General features: G+C 69.8%; 15 protein-coding genes and 1 riboswitch. Of the genes, 7 read left to right on the top strand and 8 right to left on the bottom strand.

The features are described 5' to 3' along the window. Positions 1–178: 178 nt before the first annotated feature. The gene (locus ACQP1K_RS25700) at positions 179–2,218 is read left to right on the top strand and encodes a S9 family peptidase (RefSeq protein ID WP_433501647.1); all 2,040 of its coding nucleotides are present in this window, start codon (positions 179–181) and stop codon (positions 2,216–2,218) included. Positions 2,219–2,318: 100 nt separating this feature from the next. Here ACQP1K_RS25700 and ACQP1K_RS25705 read toward each other — a convergent pair whose 3' ends face one another. Next, positions 2,319–2,951: an isochorismatase family protein gene (locus ACQP1K_RS25705; RefSeq protein WP_433498257.1), complete on the bottom strand. Its 633-nt coding sequence runs from the start codon at positions 2,949–2,951 to the stop codon at positions 2,319–2,321. A gap of 77 nt (positions 2,952–3,028) precedes the next feature. Between ACQP1K_RS25705 and ACQP1K_RS25710 the strand changes: the two genes are divergently transcribed. Next, positions 3,029–3,628, top strand: a complete 600-nt coding sequence (locus tag ACQP1K_RS25710; protein WP_433498258.1) for a TetR family transcriptional regulator — start codon at positions 3,029–3,031, stop codon at positions 3,626–3,628. Between the two features lie 86 nt (positions 3,629–3,714). On the opposite strand, the gene ACQP1K_RS25715 is transcribed toward ACQP1K_RS25710, so the two are convergent. After that, complete coding sequence (locus ACQP1K_RS25715; RefSeq protein ID WP_433498259.1) at positions 3,715–4,362, bottom strand: NAD(P)-dependent oxidoreductase; 648 nt, start codon at positions 4,360–4,362, stop codon at positions 3,715–3,717. 90 nt (positions 4,363–4,452) lie between these two features. On the opposite strand from ACQP1K_RS25715, the gene ACQP1K_RS25720 reads away from it, so the two are divergent. Further along, a complete protein-coding gene (locus ACQP1K_RS25720) occupies positions 4,453–4,842 on the top strand; it encodes a winged helix-turn-helix transcriptional regulator (RefSeq protein WP_433498260.1) in 390 nt (129 codons plus the stop codon). Between the two features lie 18 nt (positions 4,843–4,860). Here ACQP1K_RS25720 and ACQP1K_RS25725 read toward each other — a convergent pair whose 3' ends face one another. The 3 genes from ACQP1K_RS25725 to ACQP1K_RS25735 are packed head-to-tail and all read right to left on the bottom strand — an operon-like array spanning position 4,861 to position 7,612. Beyond that, positions 4,861–5,475, bottom strand: coding sequence for a LutC/YkgG family protein (locus ACQP1K_RS25725; protein ID WP_433498261.1), 615 nt, complete (start codon positions 5,473–5,475; stop codon positions 4,861–4,863). Next, positions 5,475–6,911, bottom strand: coding sequence for a LutB/LldF family L-lactate oxidation iron-sulfur protein (locus ACQP1K_RS25730; RefSeq protein WP_433498262.1), 1,437 nt, complete (start codon positions 6,909–6,911; stop codon positions 5,475–5,477). The genes ACQP1K_RS25725 and ACQP1K_RS25730 overlap by 1 nt, the downstream gene beginning before the upstream one ends. Beyond that, positions 6,908–7,612: a (Fe-S)-binding protein gene (locus ACQP1K_RS25735; protein WP_433498263.1), complete on the bottom strand. Its 705-nt coding sequence runs from the start codon at positions 7,610–7,612 to the stop codon at positions 6,908–6,910. The genes ACQP1K_RS25730 and ACQP1K_RS25735 overlap by 4 nt, the downstream gene beginning before the upstream one ends. 96 nt (positions 7,613–7,708) lie before the next feature. Between ACQP1K_RS25735 and mgrA the strand changes: the two genes are divergently transcribed. Further along, on the top strand, positions 7,709–8,734 hold the full coding sequence (gene mgrA / locus ACQP1K_RS25740; protein WP_433498264.1) for an L-glyceraldehyde 3-phosphate reductase: 1,026 nt from the start codon (positions 7,709–7,711) through the stop codon (positions 8,732–8,734). Positions 8,735–8,782: 48 nt separating this feature from the next. Here the strand turns inward: mgrA and ACQP1K_RS25745 are convergent, their stop codons facing one another. Beyond that, entirely contained in the window at positions 8,783–11,188 is a 2,406-nt protein-coding gene (locus ACQP1K_RS25745) for a flippase-like domain-containing protein (protein WP_433498265.1), read from the bottom strand. A 235-nt stretch (positions 11,189–11,423) separates the two neighbouring features. Here ACQP1K_RS25745 and ACQP1K_RS25750 point away from each other — a divergent pair, with 235 nt between their 5' ends. Together ACQP1K_RS25750 and ACQP1K_RS25755 are read left to right on the top strand one after the other, a co-directional pair. Beyond that, positions 11,424–13,448 (top strand): molybdopterin-containing oxidoreductase family protein, encoded by a 2,025-nt coding sequence (locus ACQP1K_RS25750; RefSeq protein ID WP_433498266.1) that lies wholly within the window; start codon positions 11,424–11,426, stop codon positions 13,446–13,448. 143 nt (positions 13,449–13,591) lie between these two features. Next, positions 13,592–14,038, top strand: a complete 447-nt coding sequence (locus tag ACQP1K_RS25755) for a hypothetical protein (protein ID WP_433498267.1) — start codon at positions 13,592–13,594, stop codon at positions 14,036–14,038. 4 nt (positions 14,039–14,042) lie between these two features. On the opposite strand, the gene ACQP1K_RS25760 is transcribed toward ACQP1K_RS25755, so the two are convergent. Continuing rightward, complete coding sequence (locus tag ACQP1K_RS25760) at positions 14,043–14,423, bottom strand: VOC family protein (protein ID WP_433498268.1); 381 nt, start codon at positions 14,421–14,423, stop codon at positions 14,043–14,045. A gap of 73 nt (positions 14,424–14,496) precedes the next feature. Continuing rightward, a complete protein-coding gene (locus tag ACQP1K_RS25765; protein WP_433498269.1) occupies positions 14,497–14,823 on the bottom strand; it encodes a DMT family transporter in 327 nt (108 codons plus the stop codon). 41 nt (positions 14,824–14,864) lie between these two features. Next, positions 14,865–14,929: riboswitch (guanidine-III (ykkC-III) riboswitch) on the bottom strand. A gap of 174 nt (positions 14,930–15,103) precedes the next feature. Between ACQP1K_RS25765 and ACQP1K_RS25770 the strand changes: the two genes are divergently transcribed. Next, on the top strand, positions 15,104–16,927 hold the full coding sequence (locus ACQP1K_RS25770; RefSeq protein ID WP_433498270.1) for an acyl-CoA dehydrogenase: 1,824 nt from the start codon (positions 15,104–15,106) through the stop codon (positions 16,925–16,927). The last annotated feature ends 264 nt before the right edge of the window (positions 16,928–17,191 follow it).

The raw sequence follows: 17,191 nt of genomic DNA on the forward strand, positions 1-17,191 counted from the left end.
CTTACCCGGCCCGACCCCACCACGCAAACCGCAGCGAACCCAAGATCCGGAAGGAAGAGGAGTACCGGCTTGTCACCGGCTCGACAAGATTACCAGGGCTGGACACCAACCGCGCACACGACGCGCGCTTCGGGGCTTCCGTACGGGGGACGAACGTAGACTTTGGCAGGTGAGCGACATGGCGCCAGTGGCGAAGAAGGTCCCGGCCGAGCGTACCCATCACGGCGACACCGTGATCGACGAGTACTCCTGGCTGCTGAACAAGGACGATCCCGACACGATCGCGTACCTGGAGGCGGAGAACGCCTACACCCGGGAGATGACGGCTCACCTGAAGGACCTCCAGGACACCGTCTTCCAGGAGATCAAGAGCCGTACGCTGGAGACCGACCTGTCGGTCCCGACCCGCAAGGGCGCCTGGTGGTACTACGGCAGAACGGAAGAGGGCAAGCAGTACGGCATCCAGTGCCGGGTGGCCGCCGACGGCGACAGCCCGCCCGAGCTGAAGGCGGGTGAGCCGCTCCCCGGCGAGCAGGTGCTGCTGGACGGGAACGAGCTGGCCGGCGACAGCCCGTTCTTCTCGATCGGCACGAGTGCGGTCAGCCCTGACGGCGCGAGGCTCGCCTACTCCACCGACTACACCGGCGACGAGCGGTTCACCCTTCGCTTCAAGGACCTCGTCACCGGCGAGATCCTCCCCGACGAGATCCCCGGCGTGTTCTACGGGGGCGCGTGGTCGGCCGACGGTTCGACGTTCTTCTACGTCACCGTCAACGACGCCTGGCGGCCGTACCGCGTCCATCGGCACACGCTCGGATCGGACGAGCCCGACGTCGTCGTCTACCAGGAGGACGACGAGCGGTTCTGGGTGGGGATCTCACTCACCCGGAGCAAGCGCTATCTCGTGCTGTCCGCCAGCAGCAAGATCACCAGCGAGGTGCGTGTTCTCGACGCGGCCGACCCGGCCGGGGAGTTCACGGTGGTCAGGCCGCGCCGGACCGGGGTCGAGTACGGCCTCGACCACGCCGGCGACGGCTTCCTCGTCCTGCACAACGAGGGTGCGGTCAACTTCGAGCTCGCCACGGCGCCGGTCACCGATCCGGCCGCGTGGACGCCGTTCATCGGGCATCGGGAGGACACCCGGCTGCTCGACGTCGACGCGTTCAAGGACCACATCGCCGTTCACTTCCGCCGCGACGGCCTTACCGGCATCCGGATCCTGCCTCGCGACGGGCGGGAGCCGTACGAGATCTCCTTCCCCGAGCCGCTCTACGACGTCACGCCTTCCGGGAACGCGGAGTTCGAGACGGGCCGGCTGCGGCTCAGCTACACCTCGATGGTGACCCCGCCGTCCGTGTACGACTACGACCTGCGGACGGACGAGCTGATCCTGCTCAAGCGCAAGCCGGTGCTGGGCGGCTACGACCCCGCCGACTACGAGCAGTTCCGCGAGTGGGCGACGGCGGAGGACGGGACGAGGGTGCCGATCTCCATCGTCGTCAGGAAGGGCACCGAGCGGCCCGCCGCCACCCTGCTGTACGGCTACGGCAGCTACGAGAGCTCGATCGACCCCTACTTCTCGGTGGCGAGGCTGTCGCTGCTTGACCGCGGGTTCGTGTTCGCGATCGCCCACGTGCGCGGCGGCGGTGAGATGGGCCGCCTGTGGTACGAGAACGGCAAGCTGACACGGAAGAAGAACACCTTCACCGACTTCGTGGCGTGCGCTCGGCATCTCAAGGCCGAGGGATGGTCGAGCCGGATCATCGCACGCGGCGGCTCGGCGGGCGGCCTGCTCATGGGCGCCGTCGCCAACCTGGCGCCGGAGCTGTTCGCCGGAATCGTCGCCGAGGTCCCGTTCGTGGACGCGCTGAACACGATCCTCGACCCGTCGCTGCCGCTCACGGTCATCGAGTGGGACGAGTGGGGCAACCCGCTGCACGACCCCGAGGTCTACGCGTACATGAAGTCGTACTCGCCCTACGAGAACGTCGACGGCCGGCCGTACCCGCCGATCCTCGCCGTCACCAGCCTGAACGACACGCGGGTGTTCTACCACGAGCCCGCCAAGTGGATCGCGCGACTGCGTTCCGCAGCGACCGGCGGGCCGTTCCTGCTCAAGACCGAGATGGGCGCGGGGCACGGGGGGCGCAGCGGCCGGTACGACTCCTGGCGGGAGGAGGCCTTCACACTCTCCTGGATCATCGACAGAGCCGGCTAGCGGGCCGGTCGACAACCGCCAACCGGGGTGCGAGGACCGCACCCCGGGCCCCGATCGGCGGACCCATTTCGGTCGTCCTGTCCGCGCCAGGTACAGGACACTAGGCGCGCTTGGCCTGCTGGAGGGCGGCCACATAGGACTGGACGCCCGCGGCCATGGTGGGGACGTGCGCGCGCATCAACTGCTGGAAATGCGGCGCGGTCGCGGAGCGGTGGTCGACGGTGAACTCCCCCGCCAGCGAGAACCAGGTGATCGGTACGGCGCCCGCCTGCACCATGCGCTGGACCGCGATGTCGTGCGTCTCGGCCGTCAGGCTGGCGGAGGCGTCCACCACCAGGTAAACCTCGTAGTCCTCCCGCAGCGCGCCGAGCACGGTCTGCAGCACGCAGCCCTCGGTGGACACGCCGGCGATCGCGAGCTTACGGCGTCCGGTCTCGCGCACGGCGCGTGCGAAGTTCTCATCGAGGAACCCGTTGAAGTTGCCGCCCCGTTCGATCACAGGGTGGTCGCCGATCACCTCCAGCAGCTGGGGGTACAGCGGGCCGGACGGCTTGTCGGGCAGGCCGTTGGTCACCACCAGGCCGCTGCCGTACAACAGGGCCGTCTTCGCCAGCCCCACCACGTTGTTGATGTGCTGCGCCGTGTCGTGCGAACGCAGCACGTTGGCGAACCCGACGGCGTGGTCCACCAGCACGATCGTGGTGTTCTCCGGGGTCAGAGGGTCGAGTGTCATGGTCTCCCCAATCGCTAATGAACATCTGGTCAATATCGACGGTAGCACGCTTAAGTGACCAGGCGTACACTTAGCCTGTGAGTACCGCACCCAGGAGCACACCGAGGACCGGCAAGCGCAGACGCGACCCCGAGGCCAGCAAGGCAGCCATCCTGCAGGCCGCCCGCAGCGCGTTCGCCGAGCGCGGTTACGCCCGCGCGACCATCCGGGAGATCGCCCAGCGTGCCGGGGTCACCCATGGTCTGGTCATGCGGCACTTTCCGTCCAAAGAACAGCTGTTCATCGCCGCGATGCCCGGATCGAGCAACCTCGACGACCTGATGCCTGGCACGCCCGACGCCCTCCCCGAACGCATCGCCCAGGCCTACGTCGACCGCATGGAGAGCACCGACGGCAACGACCCGTTCATCGCGCTCATCCGCAGCGTCGCCTCCGACGAACAGACCGCGACCCGCCTCTACATCGCGATGCAGCAGCGCAGCATCGAGTCCTACCGGACGGTCGTGACCGGGCCGGACGCCGACGAACGCATCGACATCCTCGGCGCCCACCTCATCGGCGTCACCTTCAGCCGTTACGTCATCGGCGTCGGTCCCCTGGCCGACATGAGCTCAGAACACCTCGTCCGCCATCTGACCCGGACCCTGCGCGGCATCCTCCTGGGAGTGTCGACCTAGCCAGGGCCCGCATCGAACTTCAGGCCGAGTCGCCGCGCGGGAGCCGCCGGGAACCGGCCGATCACTCGCCCGGGGAGCAGCGACTCTCAGTACGCCAGGTTGACGTGGGCCCGGTGGTAGTTCCGCTTCTCGACGAGGTCGACGAATCCCAGCGCGTAGTCCGCGCCGGAGATCGCTCCGCCGCCGTCGGGCTGGACGGCGACGTCGTCACCGACCCGATACTCGCCCAGCCGCTCGCCGGGCGCGAACGAGCCGAACTTCGCCGCCGGGCTCACGAACACCCAGTCGAGCGTCTCCGGAGTGGCGGGCAGGTCGTCGACGACGAGCGCCGCCACAGTGATGAGCTCGTCGTGAATCTCGGCGGGAGCGGAGCTGAGGTCCTCCACGAAGCGCGGGGCCCCGGCCGCCGGACGCAGCGACGAGAAGCCGCCGACGACGAACAGCGGAACCCCCTCGGCGTCGACGAGACGTGCGATCGTGCGATACACCTCGCGGAACGAGCCGGCGAGCGGACCACGCGGCGCGAGCGCGCCCACCACGACGTCCGCACCGGAGACGACTGACGACAGTGCGGCCTCGTCGGTGGCGTCGCCCTGGACGTACTTCACGTCCGGAACGCGTTCGGCGGGAAGCGAGCGGCTGAGCACGGTGACCTCGTGGCCGCGGGCTGCGGCTTCGGCGACGATCGCCGATCCGGCGTACCCGGTGCCGCCGATGACGGTGATGCGGGACATGGAGCGCCTTTCTCTCGAAGTTGCACGACCCTGATCGGGCCACATCGGTTACTGTAAGGAACTAGGTTCCCGTCAGGAAGAAGGCACTTTTTGGTAACCACCGAGAAGGCGGCGGAGTTCCGCGGCGACCCCTACGACGCCAACTGCCCGACCCGTCGCATCCTCGACCGCATCGGCGACCGGTGGACCGTCCTCGTCGTCGGCGTCCTGGGCGACGGCGACGCCCGCTTCTCAGAGCTTCGGCGGCGTATCGGGGGCGTTTCACAGAAAATGCTCACCCAGACCCTGCGCGGACTCGAACGCGACGGACTCGTGCGCCGCACGGTCTACCCCGACGTGCCGGTCCGCGTCGAGTACGCGCTCACCGAGGCCGGTCGAACATTGCTGGAACCGCTCCGCGCGCTCCAACAGTGGTCGATCGAACACCTCAGCGACGTGTCGGCATCGCAGGACGCCTACGACCGCGCAGATCCGTCCTAGCCGGCGGATCTGTCCCGGCTAATGGACGAGCACGACGTCCAGCCGGCGGGGGCCGTGCACGCCCTCGACCCGGTTCAGCTCGATGTCGCTGGTCGCCGACGGCCCGGAGATCCAGGTCAGCGGGCGGCGGGGGTCCAGCGCGGCCACCGCGTCGGGCACGCCGACGACGATCTGACCGGTCCGTACGACGCACACGTGGTGGTCGGGCACCAGCGTCAGCGCCCGCCGCCCCTGGGCCGGGCCCGCGTCGAGCACGATGGTGCCTGTCGTCGCGATCGCGATCGCGCAGCCGGTGAGCACGGCCGGCACGTCGTCCAGTTCAGCGATGGTGAGCGGCGCCGGGTCCCCGTCGCGGGCGACCTCCCCCCGGTAGCCGGTGAGCCACTCGCCCGGCAGGTCGTACGGCACCGCCAGGCGGGGGTCGTCGGCGAGCACGGCGGCCAGCGTGGCCGCCAGTTCGCCGGGCACGCATCGGCGCACCGTGGCGCGGTAGTCCGCCAGCCGCTCGGTCAGCAGCTCGACCGGGTCGGCGCACTCGGCCGTCCGCAGGTAGTCCCGGGGCACGGGCGGTGGCGGAGCCCCGTCGCCGAGGGCGGCACGGATGCGGTCGAGGATCTCGGTGCGTGCGTCCATCACGACCCCTCTCTGCTGCGCGCCCACCAGTCGCGGAACGATTCCCCGGCGGGGAGCGGCGCGTCTCGCTCGGCCGTCCAGGCCGACAGCGGCCAGGGCAGTCGTCGTACCGTACGGCGGCGCAGCAGCGCGGCCAGTGGTCGGGTGGCCCACCGGGCGATCCGCAGGATTCGGGTGTAGCGACGGCCCGCACCCATGATCCAGGTCGCCGCTCGCATGGCCGTACGCTCGGCTGACGGGTGGCCGCGCCGCTCGTCCACGACCTGCTGCCGCAGGTGGACGAGGACCTGCGGGATGTCGATACGCACCGGGCAGACGTCGAAGCAGGCGCCGCAGAGCGTGGAGGCGAACGGCAGGCTGCGGTTGGCCGCCACCCCGGTGAGCTGAGGGGTCAGGACCGCGCCGATCGGCCCGGGATAGACCGAGCCGTACGCGTGCCCGCCCACCCGTTCGTACACCGGGCAGACGTTGAGGCAGGCGGAGCAGCGGATGCAGTGCAGCGCCTGCCGGCCGACCTCGTCGGCGAGCGTGGCCGTGCGCCCGTTGTCCACCAGCACGATGTGCACGTCCTGCGGCCCGTCGCCGGGGGTCACCCCGGTCCACATCGAGGTGTACGGATTCATCCGCTCGCCCGTCGAGGAGCGCGGCAGGAGCTGCAGGAACACCTCGAGGTCGGCGAACGTGGGCACGAGCTTCTCGATGCCGACCACCGAGATCAACGTCTCGGGCAGGGTCAGGCACATCCGGCCGTTGCCCTCGGATTCCAGCACCACCAGCGTGCCCGTGTCGGCCACGGCGAAGTTGGCCCCGGAGACGGCCACCTTCGCCGCCAGGAACCTCTCCCGCAGATGGCGCCTGGCCGCCTCGGCCAGCGCATGGGGGTCGTCGGTCAGGCCGGGGTCGGCGCCCGCCATCCGCTCCCGGAAGATGTCGCGGATCTCGCTGCGGTTGTAGTGGATCGCCGGGACCAGGATGTGCGAGGGGGCGTCGTCGGCGAGCTGCACGATGAGTTCGGCCAGGTCGGTCTCGAGCGCGGTGATCCCGGCCGCCTCGAGTGCCTCGTTCAGGCCGATCTCCTGCGTCGCCATCGACTTGACCTTGACGACTTCGTCCGTACCGGTCTCGCCGACCAGCCGGGTCACGATCGCACACGCCTCGGCCGCGTCCCTGGCCCAATGCACGCGCGCGCCCGCCGCCGTGGCCGCCGCCTCGAACCGGGTGAGCAGCTCCGGCAGGCGGGCGAGCACGTCGGCCTTGATGGCGCTGCCGGCGACGCGCAACTCCTCCCAGTCGGGCACCTCCGCCACCGTCCGGGCCCGTTTGTCGCGGATGGTGTGGGTGGCGCTGCGCAGGTTGCGCCGCAGTTGCTCGCGGGACAGCTCATGCCGCGCCGCCTCGGGGAAGGGCAGCTCGCCGACCAGCGGGTTCCGTGTCATTCTCCGCCTCCGGCCAGGATCTCGGCGTAGTGCAGGGGTCGGGTCGGCGTGCCGGACCTGGACAGGCCGCCGCCGATGTGGGTCAGGCAGGAGTTGTCCGCGGCCAGCACGTATTCCGCACCGGTCGCACGGATCGCCGCGCACTTGTCGGCGAGCATCGCGCCGGACACGTCCGGATTCTTCACCGCGAAGGTGCCGCCGAAGCCGCAGCACTCCTCGGCGTCGGGTAATTCGACCAGCTCCAGGTCGCGTACGGCGCGCAGCAGCCGCATCGGCCGATCGCCCAGCCGCAGCATGCGCAGCCCGTGGCAGGTCGGGTGGTAGGTGACCCGGTGCGGGAAGCGCGCCCCCACGTCGACCACGCCCAATACGTCCACCAGCAGTTCGGACAGTTCGTACGTCCGGGCCGCCACCTCGGCCGTCTCGGGCAGCAGGCGAGGATAGCCGTCGCGCACCATGGCGACGCACGAGCCGCTGGGCGCGACGACCGCATCGTAGCCGGCGAACGTCTCGGCGAACAGCCGGGCCAGGGGGACCGTCTCCGCGCGGTAGCCGGAGTTGGCCTGCATCTGCCCGCAGCAGGTCTGCTCGGCCGGGAACTCGACCCGATGCCCCAGCCGCTCCAGCACCCGTACCACCGCCCTGCCTGTACCGGGATAGAGCAGATCATTGACACAGGTAATGAAAAGTCCGATCCGCATGGCTTCATCCTCCCCCTCCGGGCTCCTGTTCCATGCGCGATCGCTCAGGTACAGTCCCACCACGTCGGCGAATGCGGCTGGATTGGAGAACAGCGAGTGACATACGTTGCTGCGGACGACCGGTACGGACCCATGCCGTACAACCGGACCGGACGGAGCGGGCTCAAGCTGCCCGCCGTCTCGCTCGGCCTCTGGCACAACTTCGGCGACGACAAGCCGATCGAAACGCAGCGGGCCATCCTGCGCAGAGCCTTCGACCGCGGCGTGACCCACTTCGACCTGGCCAACAACTACGGTCCGCCGTACGGCTCCGCCGAGATCAACTTCGGGCGCCTCCTGCGTGAGGACTTCGCCCGATACCGGGACGAGCTGATCATCTCGACGAAGGCGGGCTGGGACATGTGGCCCGGGCCGTACGGCAACCTGGGCTCGCGCAAATATCTGCTGGCCAGCCTGGACCAGTCGCTCGAGCGCATGGGCGTCGACTACGTCGACATCTTCTACAGCCATCGCTTCGATCCCGACACGCCCCTCGAGGAGACGATGGGCGCTCTCGATCACGCGGTGCGCTCGGGGAAGGCCCTCTACGTCGGCATCTCCTCCTACGGCCCGGAGCGGACGAGGGAGGCGGCCCGCATCCTGCGTGAGATGGGCACGCCGCTGCTGATCCACCAGCCGTCGTACTCGATGTTGAACCGCTGGATCGAGCACGGGCTGCTCGACGTGCTGGACGAGGAGGGCGTCGGCTGCATCGCGTTCTCCCCGCTGGCGCAGGGCATGCTGACCGACCGCTACCTGGGCGGCGTCCCGGCCGGCTCGCGCGCGGCGCAGGGCAAGTCGCTCGACCCCGCCCTGCTGACCGAGGAGACGATGCGGCACGTACGCAAGCTCAACGAGGTCGCGAAGGCGCGCGGCCAGTCGCTCGCGCAGATGGCGCTGGCCTGGGCGCTGCGCGACCGGCGGGTGACATCGGTGCTGATCGGCGCCAGCAGCGTGCGTCAGCTCGACGAGAACCTCGACGCGGTGAAGCGGCTCGAGTTCTCCGCCGAGGAGCTCGCGGCCATCGACAAGAACGCGGTCGACTGCGGCATCGACCTGTGGGCCGGCTCCAGCACGAGCTGACCCCGATCCGCCCGCCGGCCGGTGCGTACCCGGTCGGCGGGAGGGGCACTAGATGACGTTCCGACGCTGCAGGTGGGTGAAGGCCGCCCAGCCGGGCAGGACGGGCAGCCAGAAGGTCATCAGCCGGAAGAGGAGAACCGCCGACAGGGCCATCGTGTCATGCACGCCCGCGAGCCGCAGCCCCACGATCAGCGCTCCCTCGACCGCGCCCAGTCCACCCGGCGTGGGGGCGGCCGAGCCGATCGCGTTACCGGCGAGGAACACCACGGCGACCGCGGTGAAGCTCGCCTCACCGCCGAAAGCCCGTACGCAGGCGCCCAGGCAGACCACGTTGAAGATGGTCAGCAGCACGGTCCCGCCGACGCCTTCGAGCACCTTGCGCGGGGACTGCACCACGTCGAGCAGCCGCGGGATCACACCGGAGAACATCGCGCGGACCCGCGTGGTCACCAGCCTGCGCAGCGGCCGTACGGCGAGCACGATCAGGAAGATCACGGCGACGCCGAGCAGCACGACGAGCAGCTCACGCGACGGGGTCAGGGACGGTGCGGCCTGCGTGCCGGTGAGATATCCGAACAGCAGCAGCAGCGCGATGTGCGAGGCGAGGCCGACGAGCTGGGAGGCGCCGACGCTGGCGACGGCCGGACCCGGCGGCACCCCGCGCTTCTGCAGGTAGCGAGTGTTGATCGCGACGCCGCCGACCGCCGCCGGGGCGACCAGCTTCACGAACGAGGCGGACAGCTGCACCAGCACCGTACGGCCGAGCGGCAGCGGCTCGGGGACGAACCCCCGCACGATGAGCGCCGCAGCGAGGAAGCTCGCCGCCGAGGCGACCAGCGCCACCCCACCCCACGCCCAGTTGGCCGTGGTCACGATGGAGACGAGGTTGACCTGGCTGATCTGGGAGAACACGAGGTACGCCGCGACGGTCCCCGCGATGATCGTCACGAGCGTGCTGGGGCGGAACCGTTCGAGCCGGACCTCCTTGACCTCGACCTGCGGCTTCAGTGCGGTGATCTGCTCGCGGATCGCGGGGAGGAGCCCCTTGTTCCGGCGCAGTTCCGTACGGGTCTCCCGGGCGAGCACGATCCGCTGGAGCATGGGCAGCGCCCCGGCGAGCGTGTCAGCGCCCAGCACGGCGGCGGCTGACTTCACCGCCCGCTCAGCCCCGACCCGGGTGCCGAGGTAGGCGAGCAGCTGGGCGATGTCGAGCCGCAGCAGCAGGTCTCCGGCGGCGATCTCGCCGCTGCGTGCGTCGACCAGGATCACCCGCCCGGCCGTGTCGACGTGGATGCTGTCGCCGGCCAGGTGCCGATGGGCGAGCCGATGGGCGTGCAGCAGCCGCACCTGCTCCCACATCTGGGCCAGCAGGTCGTCGCTGAGGTCCTCGTCGGGCAGGTCGGCGACCGGCCGGGTGTCGATGTGCTCGTAGGCGAGCAGCGCGGCCTCGGTGCCGATCTCGCTCGTACCGAGCAGGCGGGGCAGGCGCGCTCCCGCCGCGTGGGCGGCGTAGGCCATCAGCGCCTCGCGCTCCAGCTCGGCCCGCAGGGACCTGATGGCCCGCCGCCGGGTCTCGGTGTTGAGCCGGATGCGCCGCCACAGGCGGTAGGCGAGCCCGGCCACCTGCCGGTCCCGGTCGAGCACGGTGACGTCGAGGGATCGGTCGCCGTCGAGCCCGACGAAGTAGCGCCGGCTGCCCGAGCTGTCGTCCTCCATCCGCCGTGCGCTGGTCGGGGTGAAGCCGAGTCGGCGCAGCGCGGCCAGCACCGCGCTGCCCGGGGGTCTGGTGTTCGCGCTGCCGATGCCGTAGAGCGTGCCGAACCCGACGGCGAGGCCGACGAGGTAGGTGAGGATCACGCCGAGGGCGGTGACCTTGTTGGCCGTGAAGAGCGCGAGCACGTCGAGCGCGATCGCGATCCACATGAGGGCCCGCCAATGCGGCCGCCGAGACATCCGTACGGCTGTCGCGTACGCGATGGCCGGGGTGAGCACGGAGTTGAGCGGCTCCACGTCACGCCCGCCGGTGAGCAGCTGCCTCAGCTCGGCGGGACCGGCGTAGACGAGCCACTCGTCCAGCGAGTAGGCGATGACCAGCGCCAGGATGGCCGCGATCAGACCCTGGGTGACGCGCATGCCGTCGCGGTGGAAGACCCGTTCGACCGCGAAGGCCACGGGCACGGCGAGCACGGCGACGCCGCCGAGCAGTCCGGAGATCGCCGACAGCACCTGCGGAGCCAGGCCGGTGCCGGCCTGGACGTCGGTCTCCAGGCCGTTGAGCGTGCGCTGAAGCGCCAGCGCGAGCAGCACGACCGCGCCGAGGGCCGCCAGCGTGAGCATGAAGCGCAGCGCGTCCGAGGGACGGCGGATCCGCTGCGGCAGCAGGGGCTCGACGACGAGGAAGACTCCCCGTCCGGGCGTGTCCAGCGCGGTGTCCTGCTCCTTTATGCCTCTCACCACCAGCGATTCTGTGCGATTTCCGCACGAGGTGTGCACACGTTCGACAGCAAGCGGTCTTCCCTCCGAGGCGAAGGGGCTCGGCCATTCATTGACACTCTATGGAGCGGTCGGCGGTCCGCGATCGGACCGATGCGGCTTGATATCGTTCCGTCGCCGGAGAACATGGCACACCAGGGCAATACGGCCACCCGATCACCGCCGGCACCGGCCATCGCCATGTGAGGGGGAGAGTATGGAGTCGCGGATCCTGGGGGCGTGCCCGCTCGACTGTCCGGACACGTGCTCGTGGGAGGTCACCGTCAGAGACGGCGTGGCCGTCGGCCTGCGCGGCAACCGTGAGCATCCGTTCACCCGGGGCGCGCTCTGCGTGAAGGTCAACCGCTATCTGGAGCACAGCCGGGCCGCCGACCGCATCCTCCACCCGATGCGCCGGGTCGGCCCCAAGGGTTCCGGCCGCTTCGAACGCATCACCTGGGACGAGGCGCTTTCGGAGATCTCCGTACGGCTCACCGCCATCATCGAGGAGCATGGCGGCGAGGCCATCTGGCCGTACCAGGGCACCGGGACGCTCGGGTACATCCAGGGCGAGAGCGGCCAGGCCGGGCGGCGGTTCTGGAACGTACTCGGCGCCTCGGAGCACGACCTCAACATCTGCTCCCGGGCCGGCAACGTCGGCCTGCGCTACACCAACGGCACCCCGGGCGGCATGGACCCGGAGACGTTCGCGCTGTCGAAGCTGATCCTGCTGTGGGGTACGAACCCGCTGACCAGCGGCCACCACGTGTGGAAGTTCGTCCAGGACGCGCGGGCGGCCGGGGCGTACGTCGTCGCGATCGATCCGATCAGGACCCGCACCGCCGACCAGGCGGACGAGCACCTGCCGATCCGGCCGGGGACGGACGCGGCGCTCGCGCTCGGGCTGCTGCACGTGGTGCTGGAGGAGGGGGCAGAAGACCGCGACTACATCGAGCGGCACACGTACGGTTGGCCCGAGTTCGAGGCCGAAATCAGGAAATATCCGGTCAGCAGGGTGGCGGAGATCACCGGGCTGCCGGAGGACCGCATCCGCGCCCTCGGCGTACGGCTCGCGCACACCCGGCCGACCGGCATCCGCGCCACGATGGGCATCCAGCGCCACGAGGGCGGCGGAACGGCACTGCGGACGATCGCCTGCATCCCGGGAGTCACCGGCGACTGGCGCCATCCCGGCGGCGGCGTCGTCTACTCCACCTCGGCGTACGCACCGCTCACCGTCGACACCAGGCCCGACCTGCCGGCCGAACCGGTACGGACGCTGACCATGACCCGGCTGGCCGACCAGCTCGACGAGACGGTCAGGTGCCTGTGGGTGTACGCGGCCAACCCCGCCGGCTCCACCTCCGACCAGAACCGGGTGCGGGCGGCGCTGCTGCGGGATGACCTGTTCACGGTGGTGATGGAGCAGTTCCCGACCGACACCGTCGACTACGCCGACATCGTGCTGCCCGCCACCATGCAGACCGAGCACATGGACCTGCACGCGGGCTACGGGCACATGTACCTGGTCTGGAACGAACCGGCGGTCGAGCCGCCGGGCGAGTGCCTGTCGACGACGGAGACGTTCCGCCGGCTGGCCCGGCACATGGGCCTCACCGAGCCGGCGTTGTACGACTCGGACCTGGAGCTGGCCGAGCAACTCCTCAGCGGCAGCGGGATCGGCCTCGACCTGCTGCGCAAGCAGGGGTGGGTCCGGATCGACGTCCCGGATCCCTTCGTGCCGTTCACCGACGGATTCCCCACGCCGAGCGGGAGGCTGGAGTTCGCCTCCGCGCGGGCGGAGGCCGACGGCCTGCCGCGGGTCGCCGGATATGTCCCCTCGTACACGGCCCGTACGGCTCCCGCCGCACGCGACCATCCGCTCACGCTGATCACCCCGGCCCAGCACACGTTCCTCAACACGATCTTCAGCAACAACCCGGAGCTGCTGAGGCGGTCCAAGGGCCCCCGTGTGCTGGTCAACGAGGCCGACGCGACGCCGCGCGGACTGGTCGACGGGCAGCCGGCCCGGGTGTTCAACGGCAACGGCGAGTTCATCGCGTACGTCGAGATTAGTGACCGGGTCCGCCCCGGCGTGGTGGCCGCGCCCAAGGGCCACTGGCCCAAGCTCAGCCCGGGAGGCGCCAACCCCAACGCCGTCGTGGACGAGCGCGACGCCGACATGGGCCGGGGCGCCGTCTACCACGACAACCTCGTCGAGATAGCCCCGCTCAGCTCGTGACCGGGGCTTGAAGTCCCGTCGCCGAGCCGGACGCGATGACAGGGACGTGCGGGATCCCGACCGGGGCGGCTCAGGGGACGGCCAGGGAGTGGTCAGGGGCTTCCCCGATGGCCGCGGGCGGCTCCGGGAGTGAGCCTGTAAGCATGAACGAACTGAGCCGAATGGATGAGATGTCGCTCTCCGGGGCCGCCCTGCGCGGCGCTCCGTGGCGTGCGGCGGCGACCGCCGGCGGCGCTGTCGCGGCGACGAGCATGTTCCTGGGCTGGATCCTCCCCGGCCCGGCCGACCTCACCTGGGCGCTGTGCACGGGGATAACCCTCTTCGCGCTCGTCGCGGGCATCGGCGCCATCTCCCGGCCCGACCGGGGTGACCGCGTCACCCAGCAGGCCAGGCGCTGGGCGCTGGAGCACCCCTGGCGCTTCGCGCTCGCCCCCGGGCTCGGCGCGGCCGCGCTGATGGTCCCGGTCCAGCTGGTGATCGACGGCGAGGGCGTCTTCGGCGCGGCGTGGGACGCGCTGCTGGGCGGCGCGCTCGTCCTCCTGCTCACCGGCATCCTCACCCGCTCCATGCGGGGCCGTTCCCGCCGGTGAGGCCTCACGTGGCGGCGGCGCGCTCGGCCGTGCCGCGGCAGACGCAGAACTCGTTGCCCTCGGGGTCGAGCAGCGTGACCCACCCGGTGCCGTCCGGAGCGCGGTGGTCTTCGTACGGCTCGGCGCCGAGGGCGAGCAGGCGCTCCACCTCCGCGTCGCGGGTGCCCTCGTCCGGCCGCACGTCGAGATGAAGCCGGTTCTTGACGCTCTTGCCCTCGGGGACGCGGATGAACAGCAGGTGCGGCGGGCCTCCGGGACGGTCGAGCTGGACCTCGTCGTCCTCGCGCGCGGAGTCGACCAGGGGCCAGCCCAGGGCCCGGCTCCACCACTCAGCGAGCTCGTACGGCCGGGCGCAGTCGACGGTCATCGTCTGGATCTCGATCATGCGCTCAGCCAATCGCGACACCGGCAAAGCCGTCAAGCAGGTTTCCGGCTGCCCATCGGAGGCGGGTTCCGGCTCAGTGGGCTCCGCCTCCGGCGAGGTTGAGCCCGATCACTCCGGTGATGATCAGGATGATTGAGACGATCTTCAGCGGGGACGTGTCGTCGCCCAGCAGGATCATGCCGGCGACCGCCGTGCCGACCGCGCCGATGCCGGTCCACACGGCGTAGGCCGTACCGACCTCGAGGCTCTTCAGCGACAGGGACAGCAGCACGAAGCTGACCACCGCGAAGACGAGGAACGACGCCGACCACCACACCTGGGTCAGCCCACTGCTCATCTTGAGCGAGTAGGCCATGGCGACCTCGAAGACGCCCGCGGCGACGAGAAGGATCCAGGCCACGATCTCCCCTTCGGTACGAGACTGGACTTCCTATGACAGGGAGTGCGTCGTCTTGGCTTTCCGGGTACGGCGCGTCTCGTCCGGGAGGGCACTGCGGTGCCTCTCGTCGGCAAAAGCTAACACAACATCACGACCGCCCGGCGTCCCGCACCCGGTCGACCGCATCGAACGCCCCCGGACCAAGTCAAGGCTTGCATAACGCCGGTTACTCATGGGTAGCATCTTTGTAGGGTTACCGCCCGGTAGGTATCTCCCCACCCTGGTCCAAGGAGCGCAAACGATGGGTCACTACAAGAGCAACCTCCGCGACCTCGAGTTCAACCTCTTCGAGGTCTTCGGCCGCAAGGAGATCCTCGGGACGGGCCCGTTCGCGGACATCGACGAGGAGACCGCGCGCAACGTGCTGGACGAGGTGCGCCGACTCGCCGTCGGCCCGCTCGCCGAGTCGTTCGAGGACGCCGACCGCCACCCGCCGGTGTTCGACCCCGCCACCCACTCCGTGACGATGCCGGAGGGCTTCAAGCGGTCCTATCAGGCGTGGATGGACGCCGAGTGGTGGCGCCTGGAGCTTCAGCCCGAGCTCGGCGGCACGGTCGCCCCGCGCAGCCTCGTGTGGGCGATGGCCGAATTCGTGCTCGGCGCCAACCCCGCCGTATGGATGTTCGCCTCCGGCCCGTCCTTCTCCCGCCTCCTGTACCAGCTCGGCACCGACGACCAGAAGCGGTTCGCCGAGCTGGCCGTCGAACGGCGCTGGGGCGCGACGATGGTCCTGACCGAGCCGGACGCCGGTTCCGACGTGGGCGCCGGCCGCGCCAAGGCGATCGAGCAGCCCGACGGCACCTGGCACATCGAGGGCGTCAAGCGGTTCATCACCAGCGGCGAGCACGACATGGCGGAGAACATCTTCCACCTCGTGCTGGCGCGTCCCGAGGGCGCGGGGCCGGGCACCAAGGGCCTGTCGATGTTCCTCGTACCCAAGCACCTCGTCGACCTCGAGACCGGCGAGCTGGGCGAGCGCAACGGCGTGTACGCCACCAACGTCGAGAAGAAGATGGGACTCAAGGTCTCCACGACCTGCGAGCTCACGTTCGGCGAGCGGCACCCGGCCGTGGGCTACCTGGTGGGCGGCGTGCACGACGGCATCAGGCAGATGTTCATGATCATCGAGAACGCCCGCATGATGGTCGGCGCCAAGGCCATCGCCACGCTGTCCACCGGCTACCTGAACGCGCTCGACTACGCCAAGAACCGCGTGCAGGGCGCCGACCTCACCCGTTCCGCCGACAAGTCGGCCCCGCGCGTCACGATCACCCATCACCCCGACGTCCGCCGTGAGCTGATGCTCCAGAAGGCGTACGCCGAGGCCATGCGCGCGCTGGTGATATACACCGCGACGATCCAGGACGGCATTCAGATCGCGGAGGCGGAGGGCCGTCGCGACGCCGCCGCCGAGGCGCTCAACGACCTGCTGCTGCCCGTGGTCAAGGGCGTCGGCTCGGAACGGTCGTACGAGCTGCTCGCCCGCTCGCTGCAGACGCTCGGCGGGTCTGGCTTCCTGCAGGACTACCCGATCGAGCAGTACATCCGCGACGCCAAGATCGACTCCCTCTATGAGGGAACCACGGCGATCCAGGGTCAGGACCTGTTCTTCCGCAAGGTCCTGAAGAACCAGGGCGCCGCGCTCGGGTCGCTGCTCGGCGACATCAAGACGTTCGCCTCCTCCAACGCCGGAAACGGCCGCCTGAAGGTGGAGCGTGGCCTGCTCGACGAGGCCGCCGACGAGATCAAGGGCATGGCCGACACGATGGCCGGCTGGGCGATCGCCTCGATGGAGGAGCCGCGGGAGATCTACAAGGTCGGCCTCAACACCACCCGATTCCTGATGGCGCTCGGCGACCTGGTGCTGGCCTGGCTGCTGCTGCGCCAGGCCGAGGTCGCCCTGAACGCCCTGGGCGAGGGGGACGGCGACAAGGACTTCTACACCGGGAAGGTCGCGGCCGCCTCGTTCTTCGCCCAGACCGTGCTGCCGCGCTTGGCCGCGGAGCGCAGGGTGCTCGCCGCCACCGACCAGAGCCTGATGGACCTCCCCGAGGCCTCCTTCTAGCCGAGCTCGGTCCTGCTGCCCGCTCCCGGCATGGTCGTCGGGAGCGGGCAGCGCCCATTTCCCAGCCAGGCGGGCAGCGGATATCACGCGATCATGCAGATTTCAACTGAGATTCAGTTTTGTGGTATAAGCCACAACAATTTCCCGCCCTGACCGACGTCTACCACCTCCAGGTAACGGTGTCCTTGACCCCCCCGCCACCTTCCCGTGACCATCCGACCTCTGTACGTAATGATCCCAGGATATGGTGAAAATCTCGGCCCG

Source organism: Sphaerimonospora sp. CA-214678, assembly GCF_050942215.1.
In the GTDB taxonomy this organism is placed as follows: Bacteria; Actinomycetota; Actinomycetes; order Streptosporangiales; family Streptosporangiaceae; genus Sphaerimonospora.

Bases quoted from the DNA above. Each gene is read 5' to 3' on its own strand.
- ACQP1K_RS25735 (WP_433498263.1), bottom strand. From the start codon at position 7,612: ATGCGGATCGGACTTTTCATTACCTGTGTCAATGATCTGCTCTATCCC.
- ACQP1K_RS25750 (WP_433498266.1), top strand. From the start codon at position 11,424: ATGGAGTCGCGGATCCTGGGGGCGTGCCCGCTCGACTGTCCGGACACG.
- ACQP1K_RS25760 (WP_433498268.1), bottom strand. From the start codon at position 14,423: ATGATCGAGATCCAGACGATGACCGTCGACTGCGCCCGGCCGTACGAG.
- ACQP1K_RS25715 (WP_433498259.1), bottom strand. From the start codon at position 4,362: ATGTCCCGCATCACCGTCATCGGCGGCACCGGGTACGCCGGATCGGCG.
- ACQP1K_RS25700 (WP_433501647.1), top strand. From the start codon at position 179: ATGGCGCCAGTGGCGAAGAAGGTCCCGGCCGAGCGTACCCATCACGGC.
- ACQP1K_RS25725 (WP_433498261.1), bottom strand. From the start codon at position 5,475: ATGGACGCACGCACCGAGATCCTCGACCGCATCCGTGCCGCCCTCGGC.
- ACQP1K_RS25770 (WP_433498270.1), top strand. From the start codon at position 15,104: ATGGGTCACTACAAGAGCAACCTCCGCGACCTCGAGTTCAACCTCTTC.
- ACQP1K_RS25705 (WP_433498257.1), bottom strand. From the start codon at position 2,951: ATGACACTCGACCCTCTGACCCCGGAGAACACCACGATCGTGCTGGTG.
- ACQP1K_RS25755 (WP_433498267.1), top strand. From the start codon at position 13,592: ATGAACGAACTGAGCCGAATGGATGAGATGTCGCTCTCCGGGGCCGCC.
- ACQP1K_RS25730 (WP_433498262.1), bottom strand. From the start codon at position 6,911: ATGACACGGAACCCGCTGGTCGGCGAGCTGCCCTTCCCCGAGGCGGCG.